Here is a 16,093-nt window from a genome sequence, read left to right on the forward strand (position 1 = left end):
TAAAACGAATCAACGTGCAATATTACAGTACAAAGCGCCAAGTACAGCCGGTTAGCCTTGGCGAAGCCGTATTAAAAGGGCTACCCGATGATAACGGGCTTTTCATGCCTGAGCGTTTACCGCAACTTTCTGCCGAATTTATTGAAAAATTGCCACAAATGTCGCTGGAAGAGGCGGCGCTGGGCTTTGCGCAGGCGCTGCTAAGCGACGATTTGCCCGCCGACGTATTGCGTGGCATGGTGCAAAAAACGCTGGGTTTTGATGCGCCTGTGGTTTGGTTAGCGCCGCAAATGGGCATTTTGGAACTTTTCCATGGTCCTACGCTGGCCTTTAAGGACTTCGGGGCGCGCTTCATGGCGCAGGCGATGTCCTATTTCCTGCCCAGAGGCGATAAGCCGCTGCACATTCTGGTTGCCACTTCGGGAGATACAGGCAGCGCCGTTGCACACGGTTTTTTGGGCGTTCCCGATATTACGGTCGCGGTTTTGTACCCCAAAGGAAAGGTTAGCAATTTTCAGGAAAAGCAGTTTACCACGCTGGGGCAAAACATTACTGCCATTGAAATTGACGGCACATTTGACGACTGCCAAGCCCTTGTTAAACAGGCTTTTCTGGATAGTGAATTAAATCAACACTTTCGCCTTTCTTCCGCTAATTCCATCAACATATCAAGGCTGATTCCGCAGGCTTTTTATTATGTGTATGCCTATGCGCAGGCAGTCGGCCAACATGGCGATAAACCTGTCTATTTTGTTGTGCCAAGCGGCAATTTTGGAAACCTGACTGCAGGCGTTCTCGCTCAACAAATGGGCTTGCCAATTGCGGGTTTTGTAGCGGCTACGAATGCCAACGACATTGTGCCGAAATACCTGCAAAGCGGCCAATATGTGCCGCGCCCTTCCGTAGCTACGATTTCCAATGCGATGGACGTAGGCAATCCAAGCAATTTTGCAAGATTGGCAGCTATTTTCCCTTCGTGGGAAGAAATGAAAAAGCACTTGTATGGTTATGCTTTCAGCGACGAGGCTACGCGACTGGCGATGCAGGAAGTAAAAGCAAAATATAACTATGTGATAGATCCGCACGGTGCTGTTGGGTATTTGGCGTGGGAGCAGTTCCGCAAGGAACATGCGCCGCAGGACGCGGTGGGCATTGTGCTGGAAACGGCGCACCCTGCCAAATTTGGCGAGGTAGTAGAGGAGGTGCTCGGCGAAGCGCCTGCCATTCCCGAAAGGCTGCGCCACTTGCTGGATATGCCTAAGCAATCCATCTCGTTGTCTAAGGACTATGCTGCCTTCAAAGCCTTTCTGATGCAGCATTATCCCCGTTAAAAAACTTTAACAGCGCACAATAAGTGCGGTTTTTATCCCTCAAAAAAACTCGGATTCGGAAAATGATTTGTAGTTTCGCGAACCTGAACGGGCAGGCGATGCCCGATATGATGCACATATGATGACTTACAAAAAACTGAATGACCTTGCAGGCTGGGTAATTTTCCTGATTGCAGCCGTTGTCTATGGACTTACGGTTGAAGACACTGCCAGCTTCTGGGACTGCGGCGAGTTTATTGCCGTTTCTTACAAACTGATGGTTCCTCACCCGCCCGGAGCGCCGCTGTTCCTAATGTTGGGGCGCGTTTTTTCTTTCCTTGCGTTGGGCGATACTTTACGGGTGGCGTTTTGGATCAATATGCTCTCTGCTTTGAGCAGCGCCTTTACTATTTTGTTTATGTTCTGGTCTATCACCTTGCTGGGGCGCAAGATCATGGGCTTGAAGCCAACTGATGAACCTTCGGGCCCGCAAACGTTTGGTTTGTTAGCCGCCGGCATCGTCGGTTCTTTAGCATATACTTTTTCCGATTCTTTCTGGTTTTCAGCCGTAGAAGCGGAAGTTTACGCAATGTCCTCGTTCTTTACGGCGGTCGTATTCTGGGCAATGCTCAAATGGGACACCCTCGCCGACGAATCCGACGAAAACCGCTGGCTCATTCTGATTGCCTACATCATGGGGCTTTCTATTGGTGTCCACCTGCTGAACCTTGTTACGATTCCCGCACTCGGGCTGATTTATTACTTCAAAAAATATCCGAAGCCAACCAACATGGGGCTTATCGTTACGCTTGCCGTCAGCCTTGTGATTATCGGCGTGGTGATGGTGGGGGTAATTCCGGGTTTGCCTTCTATCGCAGGCGGATTTGAAATCTTCTTTGTCAATACGCTGGGGCTGCCTTTTGGCTCGGGCGCATTGTTTTTCTTCTTTGCCATTATCGGCGCATTGGTTTGGTCAATTCGCTATTCTATCCAAAAGGGAAATGTAGCGCTCAATACTGCCCTGTTGGGCTTTACTTTCATCCTGATTGGCTACTCATCTTATGCGCTGGTCATTATCCGATCTAATTTTAATCCACCGATTGATGAAAACGATCCTTCGGACGTGATGAGCTTTGTTTCGTACCTGAAACGTGAACAATACGGCGATCGTCCGCTGCTGTATGGCCGCACCTTCGTTTCCGAGCGCGAATCGGTAGAGCAGGGTGCGCCTATTTACCGCAAAGGCAAAGACAAGTATGAGATTTACGACTACAAAATGGAAATCAAATATACGAAGGAAACACTCTTCCCTCGTATGTACAGCAATGGCGAAGACCACCCCGAACTGTATCGTCAGTGGGCGGGCATCCCAGAAGGCAAAGACCCTACGTTGATAGACCATCTGTACTACATGATTCGCTATCAAATTGGGCATATGTATTTTCGTTACTTTCTGTGGAACTTTGCAGGTCGCGATGGGGACGAAAAAGAATCCGGCTGGTTGCTGCCTTGGTCGCCTTCCAAAGATTTGCCCGAAGAGGTTGCCAAAAACAAAGCCCGCGATAATTTTTACATGCTGCCGCTAATTTTGGGCATTATAGGGCTGCTTTACCAACTAAAAAAAGATGAAAAAGGCTTTGCCATCGTTGGTATGTTGTTTATTTTGACAGGCGTTGCGCTGGTGGTTTATATGAACTCGCCGCCTGTCGAACCCCGCGAACGCGATTACATTTATGTAGGTTCATTTTATGCCTTTGCCATTTGGATTGGATTTGGGGTGCTTGCCATCGCCGAAGGTTTGATGCGTTTTATTAAAAATCCGATACCGGCTACTGCCCTTGCACTGCTGGTATCCATGAGTGTACCGACCATTATGGGAGTCAAAGGCTGGGACAACCACGACCGCTCCGGACGCTTCCACTCGGTTGATCAGGCGCGAAACATGCTGGCAAGCTGTGCGCCGAATGCGATTCTATTCACAGGTGGCGATAACGACACCTTCCCGCTGTGGTATGCGCAGGAGGTAGAAGGTTTCCGTACCGACGTGCGCGTAATCGTATTGAGCTACTTCAATACCGACTGGTATATTGAGCAAATGCGCCGCAAGGTGTACGAGTCGGATGCGCTGCCGTTCAGCCTTACTTACGATAACTACAAAAGCGGTGTAAACGATTTTGTGCCTTATGTAGAAAATCCTGCCGTGAAAACCAATGCAATCAATCTGAAAAATTTCCTGCAATTGGTGAAGGAAAACAATCCTGCTATTCAGGTAAGTTTGCAGGGTGGGGGAGCAACAGCTGCAATACCCGCTAAAAGGGTGTATATAGATGTGGACAGCGCTGCCATTGCTCAAAAGCCCTGGATTCCCAAAGGAAAGGCAGACAGAGTAGTGAAACGCATGGAGTTTGGTATGCGCAACGGTGCAGGTGCACTCTACAAAGGCGATTTGATGTTGCTGGACTTGATTGTGAGCAACAACTGGGAGCGCCCGATTTACTTTAACAACACTTCTGCCAATACCATTGCGCTGGAACTGCGCGAGTGGTTGCAAATGGAGGGTTTGACTTACCGCCTGATGCCTATCCGCGCCAATAATCGCGGCGATGTGGGCGAAGTTAACAAAGAAGTCATGTACGAAAACATGAAGAAGTTCCAGTTCAGAGGCTTTGACGATGAAAACGTTTATCACGACGAAGAATACAGAAAGTTTGCTGCCAATACGCGCAATGCTTTCTATCGTCTGGCGTTGCAATTCTACTTAGACAAAGACAACGAAAAGGCAAAAGAAATACTGGAAACCAGCCTCCGCCAGATTCCGGATAAGAGTATTCCTTACGACTACTACATTCCGCGCTATATCAAGTTGTTCTATGCGCTGAAAGAATACGATCGCGGCAATCAGTTGGCTGACCTCGTGGGTAAGCGTGCAAAGGATAATCTGGCGTATATTGTTCGCTACGATTTGGATGATTTCCAAAACTCTTCACTCAAAGACCGCAGCATGATTATGCTCAACCAGTTGCGCGACCTCTATGCAGAGGCTGCCGATCGCGAGAAGAATATTGCTGAAAAATTTGCTGCTGCCAGCGACACCTCCATTACGCCTGAAGATATTGAAAAGGCAAAAGAACGTCAGGCATTTTTCAGCAAGAAGTTCGATGAGTACGAGCAATTATTCAACACTTACTACGACCGCTTGTATGGACGTTAGATAACTATGAAAAGCGCCGCCTTGAATAACAGGGCGGCACTTTTTGTATTTATTGTTGTTGCAATATAGATCAGGCAGTTAGCCAGTTTTTGGCTTCTTCTTCGCTTTCAAAATAGCGAGGGGCGCTGTATCTATCTGCTATGCCTTCTTCCTCCATCAGTTGTTCTAAGGATATCTGTGCAAAAATATCGCTGCTTACCAATATTGCCATCCGCTTCAAGCTGGTGGTGCGTGGTGCAATTTCTTTTGCTGTCCATTCTTGCAGATCAGGCGTGATAGTGAAGCGCAAATTACGTATATCAATCAGCAGACGTTCAGGCTGATATTGTTCGCAGAAGCCGCCATAAGCGCTCATATTTGCTTTGAAGTCATCTGCGGTCATGTTTTCGTCTGCATTAGGTGTGTAGATGTAGCTAATGATAGAGGTCGAGGCATCCCAGTCAATGATGACGTATCGGGATTCGTGTACGTGCATAAGCAGATAGGTTTTCGCAAATGTATCAACTTGTCATGTAAAATGCAGAGTAGCCATTACTTAATGAAAAAATAAGTATGCCAGCAGTATGGCAGTAATTACCCCTACGGCATCGGCAATCAGTCCGCAGGTAAGCGCATGACGCGTTTTGTGGATACCTACCGAGCCGAAATAGACTGCTAATACGTAAAAAGTAGTTTCGGTAGATCCTTGAATTATACCGGAGAGCCTTCCTGCAAAAGAATCTGCGCCATAAGTTTTCATGGTGTCTAACATCATGCCGCGTGCGCCGCTGCCGCTCAGTGGTTTCATCAATGCTGTAGGCATGGCGGGGACAAAGTCTGCATTTAGTCCTGCCAATTGTACTGTCCACTCCAGCCCCGCAATCAGGTAGTCCATCGCTCCCGAAGTGCGGAATACACCAACAGCAACAAGGATCGCAACCAGATAAGGTATAATTCCTATAGCTACCTGAAAGCCATCTTTAGCACCTTCGATAAATGACTCATATACATTGACGCGGTTGCGCCATGCAAGCAGCAAAAAACTGATAATGACGGAGAAGAGAATAACATTACTCGTTACAGCAGAAACCACGCTTATTTTTTCTTGCGGCAGAGTACGGAAATAAGCAATAACAGCTATGATAAAAATGCTCAATCCGCCTACATAAGCAAAAATTACACGATTAAATAGGTTGATTTTCTGATAGAAAGCAACTACGAGCATCCCTGCCAACGACGAGAAAAAAGTTGCCAACAGAATCGGTATAAATACATCTGAAGGATCAGCAGCGCCCATCTGTGCTCGATAAACCATAATATTGATCGGAATAATGGTAAGTCCCGATGTATTGAGTACCAGAAACATAATCTGTGCGTTGGAAGCCGTTTCCTTATCGGTATTGAACTCTTGCATTTCGCGCATGGCTTTTAGCCCAAGCGGAGTAGCAGCATTGTCTAACCCAAGCATATTGGCAGAAAAATTCATCAGAATTGAGCCAATGACCGGATGGTTTTTCGGTAGTTCGGGAAATAATTTGTGAAAAAAGGGGCTTACCAATCGGGCTAAGAGTTGCACTGCGCCGCCTTTTTCGCCAATGCGCATCAGTCCGAGCCACAGCGTCATAACGCCCGTCAGCCCCAGTGAAATTTCAAATGCGGTTTTGGAGGTATCGAAAGTATTGGCAACAATTTTCTGAAAAATTTCTGTGTCGCCAAAGAAGATGAGTTTTACAAGCGCAACAATAAAGGCTATTAGAAAAAATGCCAGCCAGATATAGTTTAATGCCATTAGGTGGTTTCGACTTGGTGTTTTACGATTGATGAATATACATGAGCCATTCCCAGTTTTGGAATGCTGATTACGCGGCTTTGTGCAGTTTTTTACGCCAAAAAAACAGCGTTTACTTGTATGATCTGTCTAAATCTATGTTCTACACAGATTTTTCGGAATAACTCATGTCGGCAAAAAATAGCAAGCATGTTTTGAAACTACTTGAGTTTTCCCATGCCGCCGTCTACACCTATGACTTGTCCCGTAATCCAGCTTGCCGTAGGGGAAAGCAGAAACACAGCAGCATCTGCTACGTCGTGTGCTTTACCGACGCGCCCGATTGGGTGGCGTTTAGCTGAAGCCTCTTCTTTTTCGGGCGAGGAGAGCAATTGTTGTGCAAGGGGTGTTTTGGTGAGTGAAGGCGCTACTACGTTTACGCGAATTTTGGAAGGGGCTAACTCCGAAGCCAGCGAGCGGGCAAGACCTTCTACTGCGCCTTTGGCTGAAGAAATACTGGCGTGGAAGCCCATACCTACGGAAACTGCGACAGTACTAAAAAGTACAATGGCTGCGCCTTCGGGGGCTTTCTTCAAGAGCGGCAGGGTTGCTTGAATGACTTTTACAGCTCCTAAAACATTGATATCGAAGTCCTTGCGAAAGTCTTCTAGGGTCAGGCGGTTAAAGGGTTTGAGCGTGATGCTGCCGGGGCAGTAGGCAACTCCATCCAGATGATCGGGCAGATTTTCCAGTTTAGCATTCGGATCTAAGACATCGTAAATTGTATGCCCTGCAATATCTAATCCTGAAGGAAAATTCCGAGAGGCAGAGTAAACATTTGCACCCGCATCTATCAGCCGATGTGCCATTGCATAGCCAATGCCGGAACTTGCACCGACAATTAAGATATTTTTTCCTTGAAAATTGAGCATGGTTGAAACTGTTTTGGTCTTACAAGCGCAAGGTACGCAATATTTGCTTGTTGCGTAATCGCTTCAACAATCAATACACCTTTACTTGGAAAATAAAATCCTGCATTTTTTTGAGTTGTGCCGGCCGCTTTTGACTCGTCAGCTTGCTTTGTCGTGGCAGATCCAATATGTTGTCCAGTTGATCCGGTATGCTGTCCTTGAGGATTTTCCAGATGACAGACGATTTTAGTGCGAAGGCGACACCTTCCGCACCTGAAAGTTTACCTGATACTACACCGATGATATTGCCATTTTCATCAAAAACAGGGCCGCCACTGTTACCCGGGTTTACCGGAATGGAGATTTGGTAGGCTGTCGAGTCGCCCTCAAAACCTGTTCGCGCGCTGATGCTGCCTTCGCCATACACAAGATCATTTTTAGGATAAGCGAGTGTGAAAATCTCTTCCCCTAAATCAATCGAGCCTTTTTTGAGCGTGTAAGGGATCTTGCCAAAGTCGCTAAACGTACTGTCTGCTATTTTCAGAATGGCAAGATCTGTAGCGGGATCGCCGAAGACAAGCTCTACTTTGTAACGCAGGCCGGGCAGTGTTACCGACTCAATGAAAATAGAGTCTGCCTTGGCTACTAAGTGATAGCTGGTAATCAAGTGCCCCTGATCGGAAATGGCGAAACAAGTGCCTTCAAATCGCTGTGGGGCTGCTGAAACACGCGGGATGGGGCGTTTAATCGTATCCTTAGTGCTTTTAATGTCGCGTTTGATCTGGTCTAACTCGCGGCGCAACAGCTTGAGGTTGCTCTGCTGGCTGCGTTCCATGCTTTTCAGATAACCAAGTGTGAAAAGCGTACTCAGAACCGTGATGAGCGCAACGCTGGCAGCGATTGCTATGGTAGGAAGGTATTTGGACATGTAGTTGCGCCATGTTTCCTTGTTCTTATAGACTTTGAGCGCAGTTTGCTGTTCTATAGGATCTATTTGTGCATGGAAAACGTCTAATTTAGCGCGAAATTGTCTGCGTGTTTTGAGTGAATCGAGTGATGTTCGTACAGATTGATAGTCGGCTATTTGCTTAGCTAAAGAAGGATTTTCGGCTATTTCCTGCTCAAATGCAAGGTATTCACTAGCCTCCATGTTGCCTTCAACATAGCGTTCAATTTTTTCCCACAACCGGATTGGCTCTTCAGTCTTCATTTCAATTCCTCAATTATCCTTTTCAAACGGTTAAAACACTTGTATTTCTGTGTTTTGGCGTTGTCTGCATTTGTGTATCCCATTTTCTCGGCGATTTCAGCCATGCTCATTTCCTTGAGGTAGTAGTCCTCCAAAATCGTACGACAAGGTTCGCCGAGTCGTTGCATAGCTACTTCAACCTGTACCAGTCGCGCTTCGTTTTCAATACTGACGCTGTCTTCGGCAAAAGGAATAAATTCTTCTATGTCTTTCAGATCAGTTTTGCTTTTCTTTGCCTGCAATCGCTTCAGCCAATGGTTTCGACTGACCGAATAAAGAAAAGTTTTAATACTGCATCGCAACTGAAAATCCGGTCGTTGCAGACTTTCGTATAGTACAATGAAGGCTTCCTGATAAACGTCTTTTGCCTCATCTTCCGTCCCGCTATTGACTACCACTAAGTGCAACACCATCGGAAAGTAGAGCTTGTAGAGGCGGCTCATCACTACCTCATCGTTTTCACGAAGTGCTTTTACAAAGCTCTCTTCGGTAAACAAGGTAGTTTTTTTCATTGCTACTCTCATTAATACGCTTGAATAGGGATAAGTAACCCCCCAAAGGAAAAAAATTTTTTGTAATAATTTTGTTTCAAACCCGCTACTATGAATTTGCAGCGCATCCGATATACAAATACTGTCAAACAAAAAGCAACCGAAATAGGCTTTGATTTTTGTGGTATCTCAGCAGCCGATTTTCTGGAAGAGGAAGCCCCTCGGCTAGAGCGCTGGCTCAACTCGCAGATGCATGGGCAGATGAGCTACATGGCCAATCACTTTGATAAACGATTAGATCCGCGTTTACTTGTGCCCGGGGCTAAATCTGTCGTCTCGCTGCTCTACAACTATTATCCCAATAAGCGGATCTTGTACCGCGACGACGAACTGAAAATATCAAAGTATGCTTACGGAACAGACTACCACTTTGTTATCAAAGATAAACTCAAGTCGCTGTTAGCTGCGCTTCGCGAGGAGATTGGCGATATTAACGGGCGCGTATTTGTAGATTCTGCCCCTGTAATGGACAAGGCATGGGCGGCTCGCAGTGGTGCGGGTTGGCTGGGTAAACATACCAATATCATCAACCGCAAACTGGGTAGTTTCTTTTTCATTGCAGAGTTGATTATTGATCTGGAACTGGAGCCTGATGCACCCGCAAAGGATTATTGCGGTACTTGTACGCGCTGTATTGATGCCTGCCCAACCGACGCCATTGTAGAACCTTATGTAGTAGATGGGAGCAAGTGTATTTCTTATCTGACGATTGAACTGAAAGACAAAATTCCCGATGAATTTGCAGGAAAGATGGAAAATTGGATTTTTGGCTGCGATATTTGCCAAGATGTATGCCCGTGGAATCGTTTTGCCAAACCGCATCGCGAGCCTGCTTTCGAACCGAACCCGCAACTTGAGGAAATGAAGTCTTCCGACTGGCAAGAGCTTACCGAAGAAGTATTCGGTAAACTCTTCAAAAAATCAGCCGTCAAACGAACTAAGCTAACGGGCTTAAAGCGAAATATCGCGTTTGTTACTGAGCAAATATAGTATTTTTGTTGAACTTTCAAAGGCTTTTAGATGCTTTTTAGCTATTTTCCGATCAACAAAAAACAGTTGTCCCGCATACTTACAAGTTTATTTGCGTGCTTGTGGGTCTTGCAGGCGCAAGCGCAGGAAATTCAGATAGAAATTCCCAAAACAGAGATCCCCATCAATGAGTCGTTCCAAATCAGAATATCGGCAATCAATGTGAAGATTAGCGACTATGGCGCTTTCCCGACGATCAAAGGATTTACCAAATCCGATATTTCCTCAGGCGATCGGCAAATCCTGACCAATGGACGCATTACTCCCGTGTCTTACATTGTGCAGAACTATCGTCCTTTAAAAGAAGGAAGCTACACAGTCCCACCGTTTTCAATTATTGTCAATGGCGAGTCCGTCAGTTCGCCAGGCGTTACTGTAAACGTAGTCGAGGCAAGCGTATCGGGTAGGGATTTTTGGTCTGTTCCCGACCTGATGGAATCCGAAATAGCAATCAATCGCGGGAATATTTTTCTGGAAGTTATCACCAATACCAAAGAGGTGTACGTTGGCGAAGGGTTTAACGTAATGGTTGCCTTCTACGAAAGCATCAACAATCCTTTGCTGATCAGCTTTCCATCCGATATGGCACAGCGCGTTGCAGCGATGAGTCAAAAACTCAAGCCTGATAATTGCTGGGAGGAGAACTTTAATGTACCCCGTGATGTGATTCCCGTGCTGGTAAAGATCAAAGGCAAAGACTACAAGCAATACAAGGTTTATCAGTCGCAGTACTATGTCAACAAGGCGGGAGAGATCCAACTGCCTCAGGTCTCGCTGCCCTTAGTCAAATGGAGACTCAATAACAGCGGGCGCGAGGAGATGCGCAATTATAGTTCTAAGCCGCTGAAAATCAAGGTAAAGCCACTACCTCCGCATCCGCTGAGCGATAGGGTAGCCGTAGGACGTTTCAAGTTGGAAGAAAAAGTCGGACAAACGCGCCTGCAAACCGGGCAAAGCACGAGTTACGATTTTCAAATCACAGGCGAGGGCAACTTTGCCTTCATACGCGAACCCGATACGCGCCGCACTTTGGCTATGGAACTCTATCCGCCCAATGTGCAGCAGCAAATCAACCGCGAAGGCAGCCGCGTTACAGGCAGCAAAAAGTTCACCTACATGATTATCCCCAACGAGCCGGGAACATACAAAATGGCAGACTATTTCCAGTGGATTTTTTTCAATACCGAAAAAAATGACTACGATACGCTAAAGCCAAGCACTGTCATTGAAGTAGCAGGCGAAAGCCGTGCAGATAACAGCATCAGCAACAGTAGCAGCAGCGCCTACTACGACGGCATTTACAAGCTGGACAATAACTTGAAAAGCCTCGAAAGCGTACACATCTGGAAGTGGCTGCTGACTTTTGCCCTTGGTATTTGTGCCGTCGCAGGTTTGGTAATTGCATTGGCAGGACTCAAACGCAAATAGTATCTTTTCTGTATCTTTCCCTCAAAACAGCTGCTATGAGAATACAATATAATGCGCCGGTTGTACTCACTTTTGCTTTCGTTTGTACATTTTTAGTAGTGCTGCAAGGCTTTGGTATCAACCTGATGCCCCTTTTTAGTGTAGCAGGAACAATGGACATCACCAATCCGCTGGACTTTTTTCGACTGTTTTCACACGTACTTGGGCATGCCGACTGGGGACATCTACTCAATAATCTGACTTTTATCTTGCTACTGGGGCCTATTCTCGAGGAAAAATACAGTTCTTCGGGTTTGCTACTGATGATGTTCATTACTGCGCTGGTTACGGGAGTGCTGAATATTTTCTTTTTCTCGTCCGGGCTTTTGGGCGCAAGTGGGATCGTATTTATGATGATTTTGCTTAGCTCTATTGTCAATTTGCAGCGCGGACGCATTCCGCTGACTTTTGTGCTGGTAGTTGTCCTGTTTCTGGGCAGGGAGTTAATCAGCGTGTTTGAGCAGAATAACATCTCTGAATTTGCCCATATCATCGGCGGGATTTGCGGGGCTGTCTTTGGCTTTAATTTCCGTCGCCGTCCTATTTATTAGCTATGCAAGTACAAATTGCATTTGAGCGAAAATTACAACATTTTATTGCTGATAATCAGCTTTTTACGAGTAATGATCGCTTGCTGTTAGCCGTCAGCGGCGGCATTGACTCGATGGTAATGAGCCAAGCAATGAGCCGACTGGGCTATGCGGTAACAATCGCACACGTCAACTACCAACTGCGCGGTGATGAATCGGATGCCGATGAACATTTTGTTTGTCGGTGGGCAGCCGACAAGGGAATTACCTGCTTGGTAAGGCGCTTTGAAACAAAAAAAGTTGCACAGGCTGCTAAAAAAGGCATTCAGGCAACTGCGCGACAACTGCGCTATGATTGGTTTGAGGAACTGCGGCAGGAGCATGGCTTTACACATCTGCTAACAGCGCACCACTGCGGCGATGCGCTGGAAACCACATTGTATCACCTTGCCAAAGGCAGTGGACTCAATGGTTTGCGGGGGATTCCACTCAGGCAGGGCTATGTCGTCCGCCCTTTACTGGCATTTACCCGCGAGGAGATCCGGGCATATGCCAACAGCACAGGGCTTGTCTGGCGCGAGGACAGCTCTAATGTATCCGACGACTACGCCCGCAATTTTATTCGTCATCGGGTAGTACCTTTGCTGGAGGAGATCAATCCCTCGCTTGTAGCCAACTTTGCAACTACACACGAGCGCCTCGCCGATGCTTCCCAATGGTTGCAGGCCGCTGTTGCCGAAGCAGCACGGAATCTTACACATCAAGTTGACGGGCTGATTTATTTGGATATCAAGGGTTTACAGTCGCTGCCTTCGCCCCGCTTATTTCTGTATGAATACTTGAAAAAATTTGGGTTCAACTACAAGACTGTTGTTTTAATTGCCCAACGTTTGCAGTCTGTTGGCAGTGGTACACAGTTCTACGCTCCTAATTATTGTGCGACGATTGATCGCGAAAGCATCATTATCAGCTCTGCCCTTGCTACCGATATGCCGCTTGTAACCATTGCAGATTGGGGTATTTACATGCTTGATCATTGGCGTACAATCAATATTCGATTGGGTCAGCGGGAGGATATTGTATTCGGCGATCCTTATTGTGTGTACGTAGATGCAGAGGCGCTGCAATTTCCTTTGTATGCGCGCCGATGGCAGGCAGGCGATTTTATGCAGCCGCTGGGTATGACAGGCAGAAAAAAAGTCAGCGATATACTCATTGATTTGAAAGTGCCGCGCCCCGAAAAGCAACGAGCCTATGTGCTTTGCAATGTTGATGGACAAATTCTCTGGCTAATCGGGTATCGCCTTTCAGCTATCGGGCGCATCACAGACGCTACCCAATCGGTGGCTATGTTGGAGGTGAGCAAGTAAAATTTTTTTCAAATAGTATCAAATAAATCGCGCACACCAATTTTCCTGTTGGCAATAAATCCTTCGCCGTAGCCGACGCGGATGGCCTGTCCCAACTCGCGGGCGCGTCCTTTCAGAAAGTCCATAAACTCAGGAGTGGCAATGAAGGTAGGCTCGTTGTTCATGCCCGGCACGTAAAATTGTGTCTGATAAGCTAACACAGCCGCCATTTTTTGCTCCCAATAGTCGGAAATATCTACTATCAAATCAGGCTCTAAGTAATTGCTTTGCAGGATGTGGAAAATCTGCTCAGGTCGCCAGGCTTGCTGCGGCTTGCCCTCAAAAACGGTCGCTATCTTCTTTAAACCCGAAAGGAAACAGGCATCTTCGGTGAGTTTAGCTCCGCGCCCGTGATCGGGGTGGCGGTCGCTGGGCGCGTTGGCAATCACAATGCGCGGCTGAAAGCGGCGAATCTGCGTAATGAGTGCGCGTTGGTGGGTCTCATCATTGGCAAAAAAACCATCTTTGAAGCCCATATTTTCGCGCACGGCAAGCCCCATGATGCGTGCTGCCTCTGCTGCTTCTTTAGCGCGGGTTTCTACAGTGCCGTTTGTTCCCAACTCGCCTGCTGTGAGGTCAATGATGCCGACTTTGTAGCCCTTAGCTGCGTGTGCAATGAGCGTGCCTGCACAGCCCAACTCAGCATCGTCGGGATGTGCCATTATTGCCAGAATATCCAATTTCATGGCGCAAAATTGATAGATTTGCCCTTTAAAACCTGACTTCACATGAAATTTGCCACCAAAGCCGTTCATGCAGGCGTTCAGCCTGACCCTTCAACGGGCGCTATCATGACCCCGATCTATCAGACTTCTACCTACGTGCAGGAGTCGCCCGGCAAGCACAAGGGCTACGAATACGCCCGCACGCAGAACCCGACCCGCGATGCTTTGCAGGCAAGCCTTGCCGCGCTGGAAAACGGCAAACATGCGCTTTGCTTCGCTTCGGGGCTGGCTGCGATAGATACGGTTATCAAAACGTTGAACCCGGGCGATGAGGTGATTGCGACAAATGACCTCTACGGCGGCACTTATCGCCTGTTTATGCGCGTTTTTGAAAAGTTCGGTGTCCGCTTCAAGTTTATTCCGATGAATAATGCGGAGGCTATTGCTGCGCATTTTACTCCGCAAACCAAATTGCTTTGGATTGAAACACCGACCAATCCGCTGCTGAATATCATAGACATCAAGCGCGTTTGCCGGATTGCCCATGCGCATGGCGCAAGGGTGGCAGTTGATAATACTTTCGCTTCGCCGTACCTGCAAACTCCGCTTGATCTGGGCGCTGATTTGGTGATGCACTCAGTAACCAAATACATTGCCGGACACTCAGACGTAGTGATGGGAGCGCTCATTACCAACAACGACGAGTGGGCGGCACAACTGAAATTCCTCCAAAATGCGGCGGGTGGCGTTCCTGCACCGATGGATTGCTTTCTTGTGCTGCGCGGCATCAAAACGCTGCACCTGCGCATGAAAGCTCACTGCGACAACGGACAAGTAGTTGCTAATTTTCTTGCCAATCATCCAAAAGTAGGACAGGTTTGGTGGCCGGGATTGGCCTCACACCCCAATCATGCGGTAGCGGCTGCACAAATGCGCGGCTTTGGCGGCATGATGTCTTTCACGCTGAAAAATGACAGCGTAGAAAACGCCATGCGCGTGATGGAAAAATTAGAGTTGTTCAGTCTGGCAGAAAGTCTGGGCGGGGTAGAGTCGCTTTGCGGACACCCTGCCACGATGACACACGCCAGCATTCCCAAAGAGGAGCGCGAAAAAGCCGGTCTCCGCGATTCACTCATCCGCCTGAGCGTAGGCATTGAAGACGCACAAGACCTCTGCGAAGATTTAGACCGCGCGTTGATTTAACCGCAAAGTACGCAGAGGCAACCGCAGAGAACGCGAAGTTTAGTTTTCGTCTGTTGATTTAACCGCAAAGTATGCAGAGGCAACCGCAGAGAACGCGAAGTTTAGTTTTCGTCTGTTGATTTAACCGCAAAGTACGCAGAGGCAACCGCAGAGAACGCGAAGTTTAGTTTTCGTCTGTTGATTTAACCGCAAAGTACGCAGAGTAAACCGCAGAGAACGCGAAGTTTTAGGATACTTAATCAACCTGATCAGCGTCCTCTGCGGTAAAAAGCCTCTCGGTATTCTTTGCGGTAAAACCCACTTAGTGTATTTTGTGGTAAAAAATTAACATATGACAGAGAACGAACTTGCTTCTAAGACAATCGGCGTTGCTTTGCGTGTACATACAGCATTAGGTCCCGGACTGTTAGAAAATGCTTACAAAGAATGCCTGTTTTACGAATTGCAGGAAGCAGGATGCTGTGTTGAGAAAGAAAAGCCAATGCCACTCATATACAAAGATGTGAGATTAGATGTGGGTTATCGGATAGATTTACTGATTGAAAATAAGTTAGTCATTGAACTTAAAAGTGTAGAGTCTCTAAACGATATACATTTGGCTCAAATCCTGACTTATATGAAACTTGGAAACTATAAACTTGGGCTTTTGATAAATTTTAATGTTGTCAGGCTCAAAGAAGGAATCAGGCGTGTCGTCAATCAACTTTGATTAAAACACTGTCTTTTTGTGGTTAAAACTCCTCTCAGCGTCCTTTGCGGTAAAAATCTCTCAGCGCTCTTAGCGGTAAAAAACCGTTAGTAGCCAAACACA

General features: G+C 47.1%; 14 protein-coding genes. 8 read left to right on the forward strand and 6 right to left on the reverse strand.

The features are described from left to right. Positions 1 to 14: 14 nt before the first annotated feature. Both thrC and ACWIP2_RS13870 read left to right on the forward strand, forming a co-directional pair. The gene (gene thrC / locus ACWIP2_RS13865) at positions 15 to 1,331 is read left to right on the forward strand and encodes a threonine synthase (protein ID WP_448520541.1); all 1,317 of its coding nucleotides are present in this window, start codon (positions 15 to 17) and stop codon (positions 1,329 to 1,331) included. A gap of 118 nt (positions 1,332 to 1,449) precedes the next feature. Then, on the forward strand, positions 1,450 to 4,521 hold the full coding sequence (locus ACWIP2_RS13870) for a glycosyltransferase family 117 protein (protein ID WP_448520542.1): 3,072 nt from the start codon (positions 1,450 to 1,452) through the stop codon (positions 4,519 to 4,521). Positions 4,522 to 4,591: 70 nt separating this feature from the next. Here the strand turns inward: ACWIP2_RS13870 and ACWIP2_RS13875 are convergent, their stop codons facing one another. The 5 genes from ACWIP2_RS13875 to ACWIP2_RS13895 form a co-directional block, all read right to left on the reverse strand. Beyond that, positions 4,592 to 4,996, reverse strand: coding sequence for a hypothetical protein (locus ACWIP2_RS13875; RefSeq protein ID WP_448520543.1), 405 nt, complete (start codon positions 4,994 to 4,996; stop codon positions 4,592 to 4,594). Positions 4,997 to 5,056: 60 nt separating this feature from the next. Then, on the reverse strand, positions 5,057 to 6,289 hold the full coding sequence (locus tag ACWIP2_RS13880) for a nucleoside recognition domain-containing protein (RefSeq protein ID WP_448520544.1): 1,233 nt from the start codon (positions 6,287 to 6,289) through the stop codon (positions 5,057 to 5,059). 200 nt (positions 6,290 to 6,489) lie between these two features. Beyond that, positions 6,490 to 7,200, reverse strand: a complete 711-nt coding sequence (locus ACWIP2_RS13885) for an SDR family NAD(P)-dependent oxidoreductase (RefSeq protein ID WP_448520545.1) — start codon at positions 7,198 to 7,200, stop codon at positions 6,490 to 6,492. A gap of 70 nt (positions 7,201 to 7,270) precedes the next feature. Next, positions 7,271 to 8,389 carry a S1C family serine protease gene (locus tag ACWIP2_RS13890; protein WP_448520546.1) on the reverse strand — a complete coding sequence of 373 codons (1,119 nt, stop codon included), beginning with the start codon at positions 8,387 to 8,389 and terminating at the stop codon, positions 7,271 to 7,273. Beyond that, positions 8,386 to 8,940: an RNA polymerase sigma factor gene (locus ACWIP2_RS13895; protein ID WP_448520547.1), complete on the reverse strand. Its 555-nt coding sequence runs from the start codon at positions 8,938 to 8,940 to the stop codon at positions 8,386 to 8,388. The genes ACWIP2_RS13890 and ACWIP2_RS13895 overlap by 4 nt, the downstream gene beginning before the upstream one ends. Before the next feature lie 90 nt (positions 8,941 to 9,030). Between ACWIP2_RS13895 and queG the strand changes: the two genes are divergently transcribed. From queG to tilS, 4 genes are all read left to right on the forward strand, one after another. Further along, positions 9,031 to 9,969, forward strand: a complete 939-nt coding sequence (gene queG, locus ACWIP2_RS13900) for a tRNA epoxyqueuosine(34) reductase QueG (protein ID WP_448520548.1) — start codon at positions 9,031 to 9,033, stop codon at positions 9,967 to 9,969. 99 nt (positions 9,970 to 10,068) lie between these two features. Beyond that, the gene (locus ACWIP2_RS13905) at positions 10,069 to 11,436 is read left to right on the forward strand and encodes a BatD family protein (protein WP_448520549.1); all 1,368 of its coding nucleotides are present in this window, start codon (positions 10,069 to 10,071) and stop codon (positions 11,434 to 11,436) included. Positions 11,437 to 11,471: 35 nt separating this feature from the next. Beyond that, a complete protein-coding gene (locus ACWIP2_RS13910; RefSeq protein ID WP_448520550.1) occupies positions 11,472 to 12,026 on the forward strand; it encodes a rhomboid family intramembrane serine protease in 555 nt (184 codons plus the stop codon). Between the two features lie 2 nt (positions 12,027 to 12,028). Beyond that, complete coding sequence (tilS, locus tag ACWIP2_RS13915) at positions 12,029 to 13,375, forward strand: tRNA lysidine(34) synthetase TilS (protein ID WP_448520551.1); 1,347 nt, start codon at positions 12,029 to 12,031, stop codon at positions 13,373 to 13,375. Between the two features lie 8 nt (positions 13,376 to 13,383). On the opposite strand, the gene bshB1 is transcribed toward tilS, so the two are convergent. Continuing rightward, positions 13,384 to 14,100 (reverse strand): bacillithiol biosynthesis deacetylase BshB1, encoded by a 717-nt coding sequence (gene bshB1, locus ACWIP2_RS13920; RefSeq protein ID WP_448520552.1) that lies wholly within the window; start codon positions 14,098 to 14,100, stop codon positions 13,384 to 13,386. A gap of 42 nt (positions 14,101 to 14,142) precedes the next feature. Here bshB1 and ACWIP2_RS13925 point away from each other — a divergent pair, with 42 nt between their 5' ends. Both ACWIP2_RS13925 and ACWIP2_RS13930 read left to right on the forward strand, forming a co-directional pair. After that, on the forward strand, positions 14,143 to 15,282 hold the full coding sequence (locus tag ACWIP2_RS13925) for a cystathionine gamma-synthase (RefSeq protein WP_448520553.1): 1,140 nt from the start codon (positions 14,143 to 14,145) through the stop codon (positions 15,280 to 15,282). A gap of 331 nt (positions 15,283 to 15,613) precedes the next feature. Next, a complete protein-coding gene (locus ACWIP2_RS13930) occupies positions 15,614 to 15,991 on the forward strand; it encodes a GxxExxY protein (RefSeq protein WP_448520554.1) in 378 nt (125 codons plus the stop codon). Positions 15,992 to 16,093 lie beyond the last annotated feature (102 nt).

It is taken from the genome of Rhodoflexus sp. (assembly GCF_053489755.1).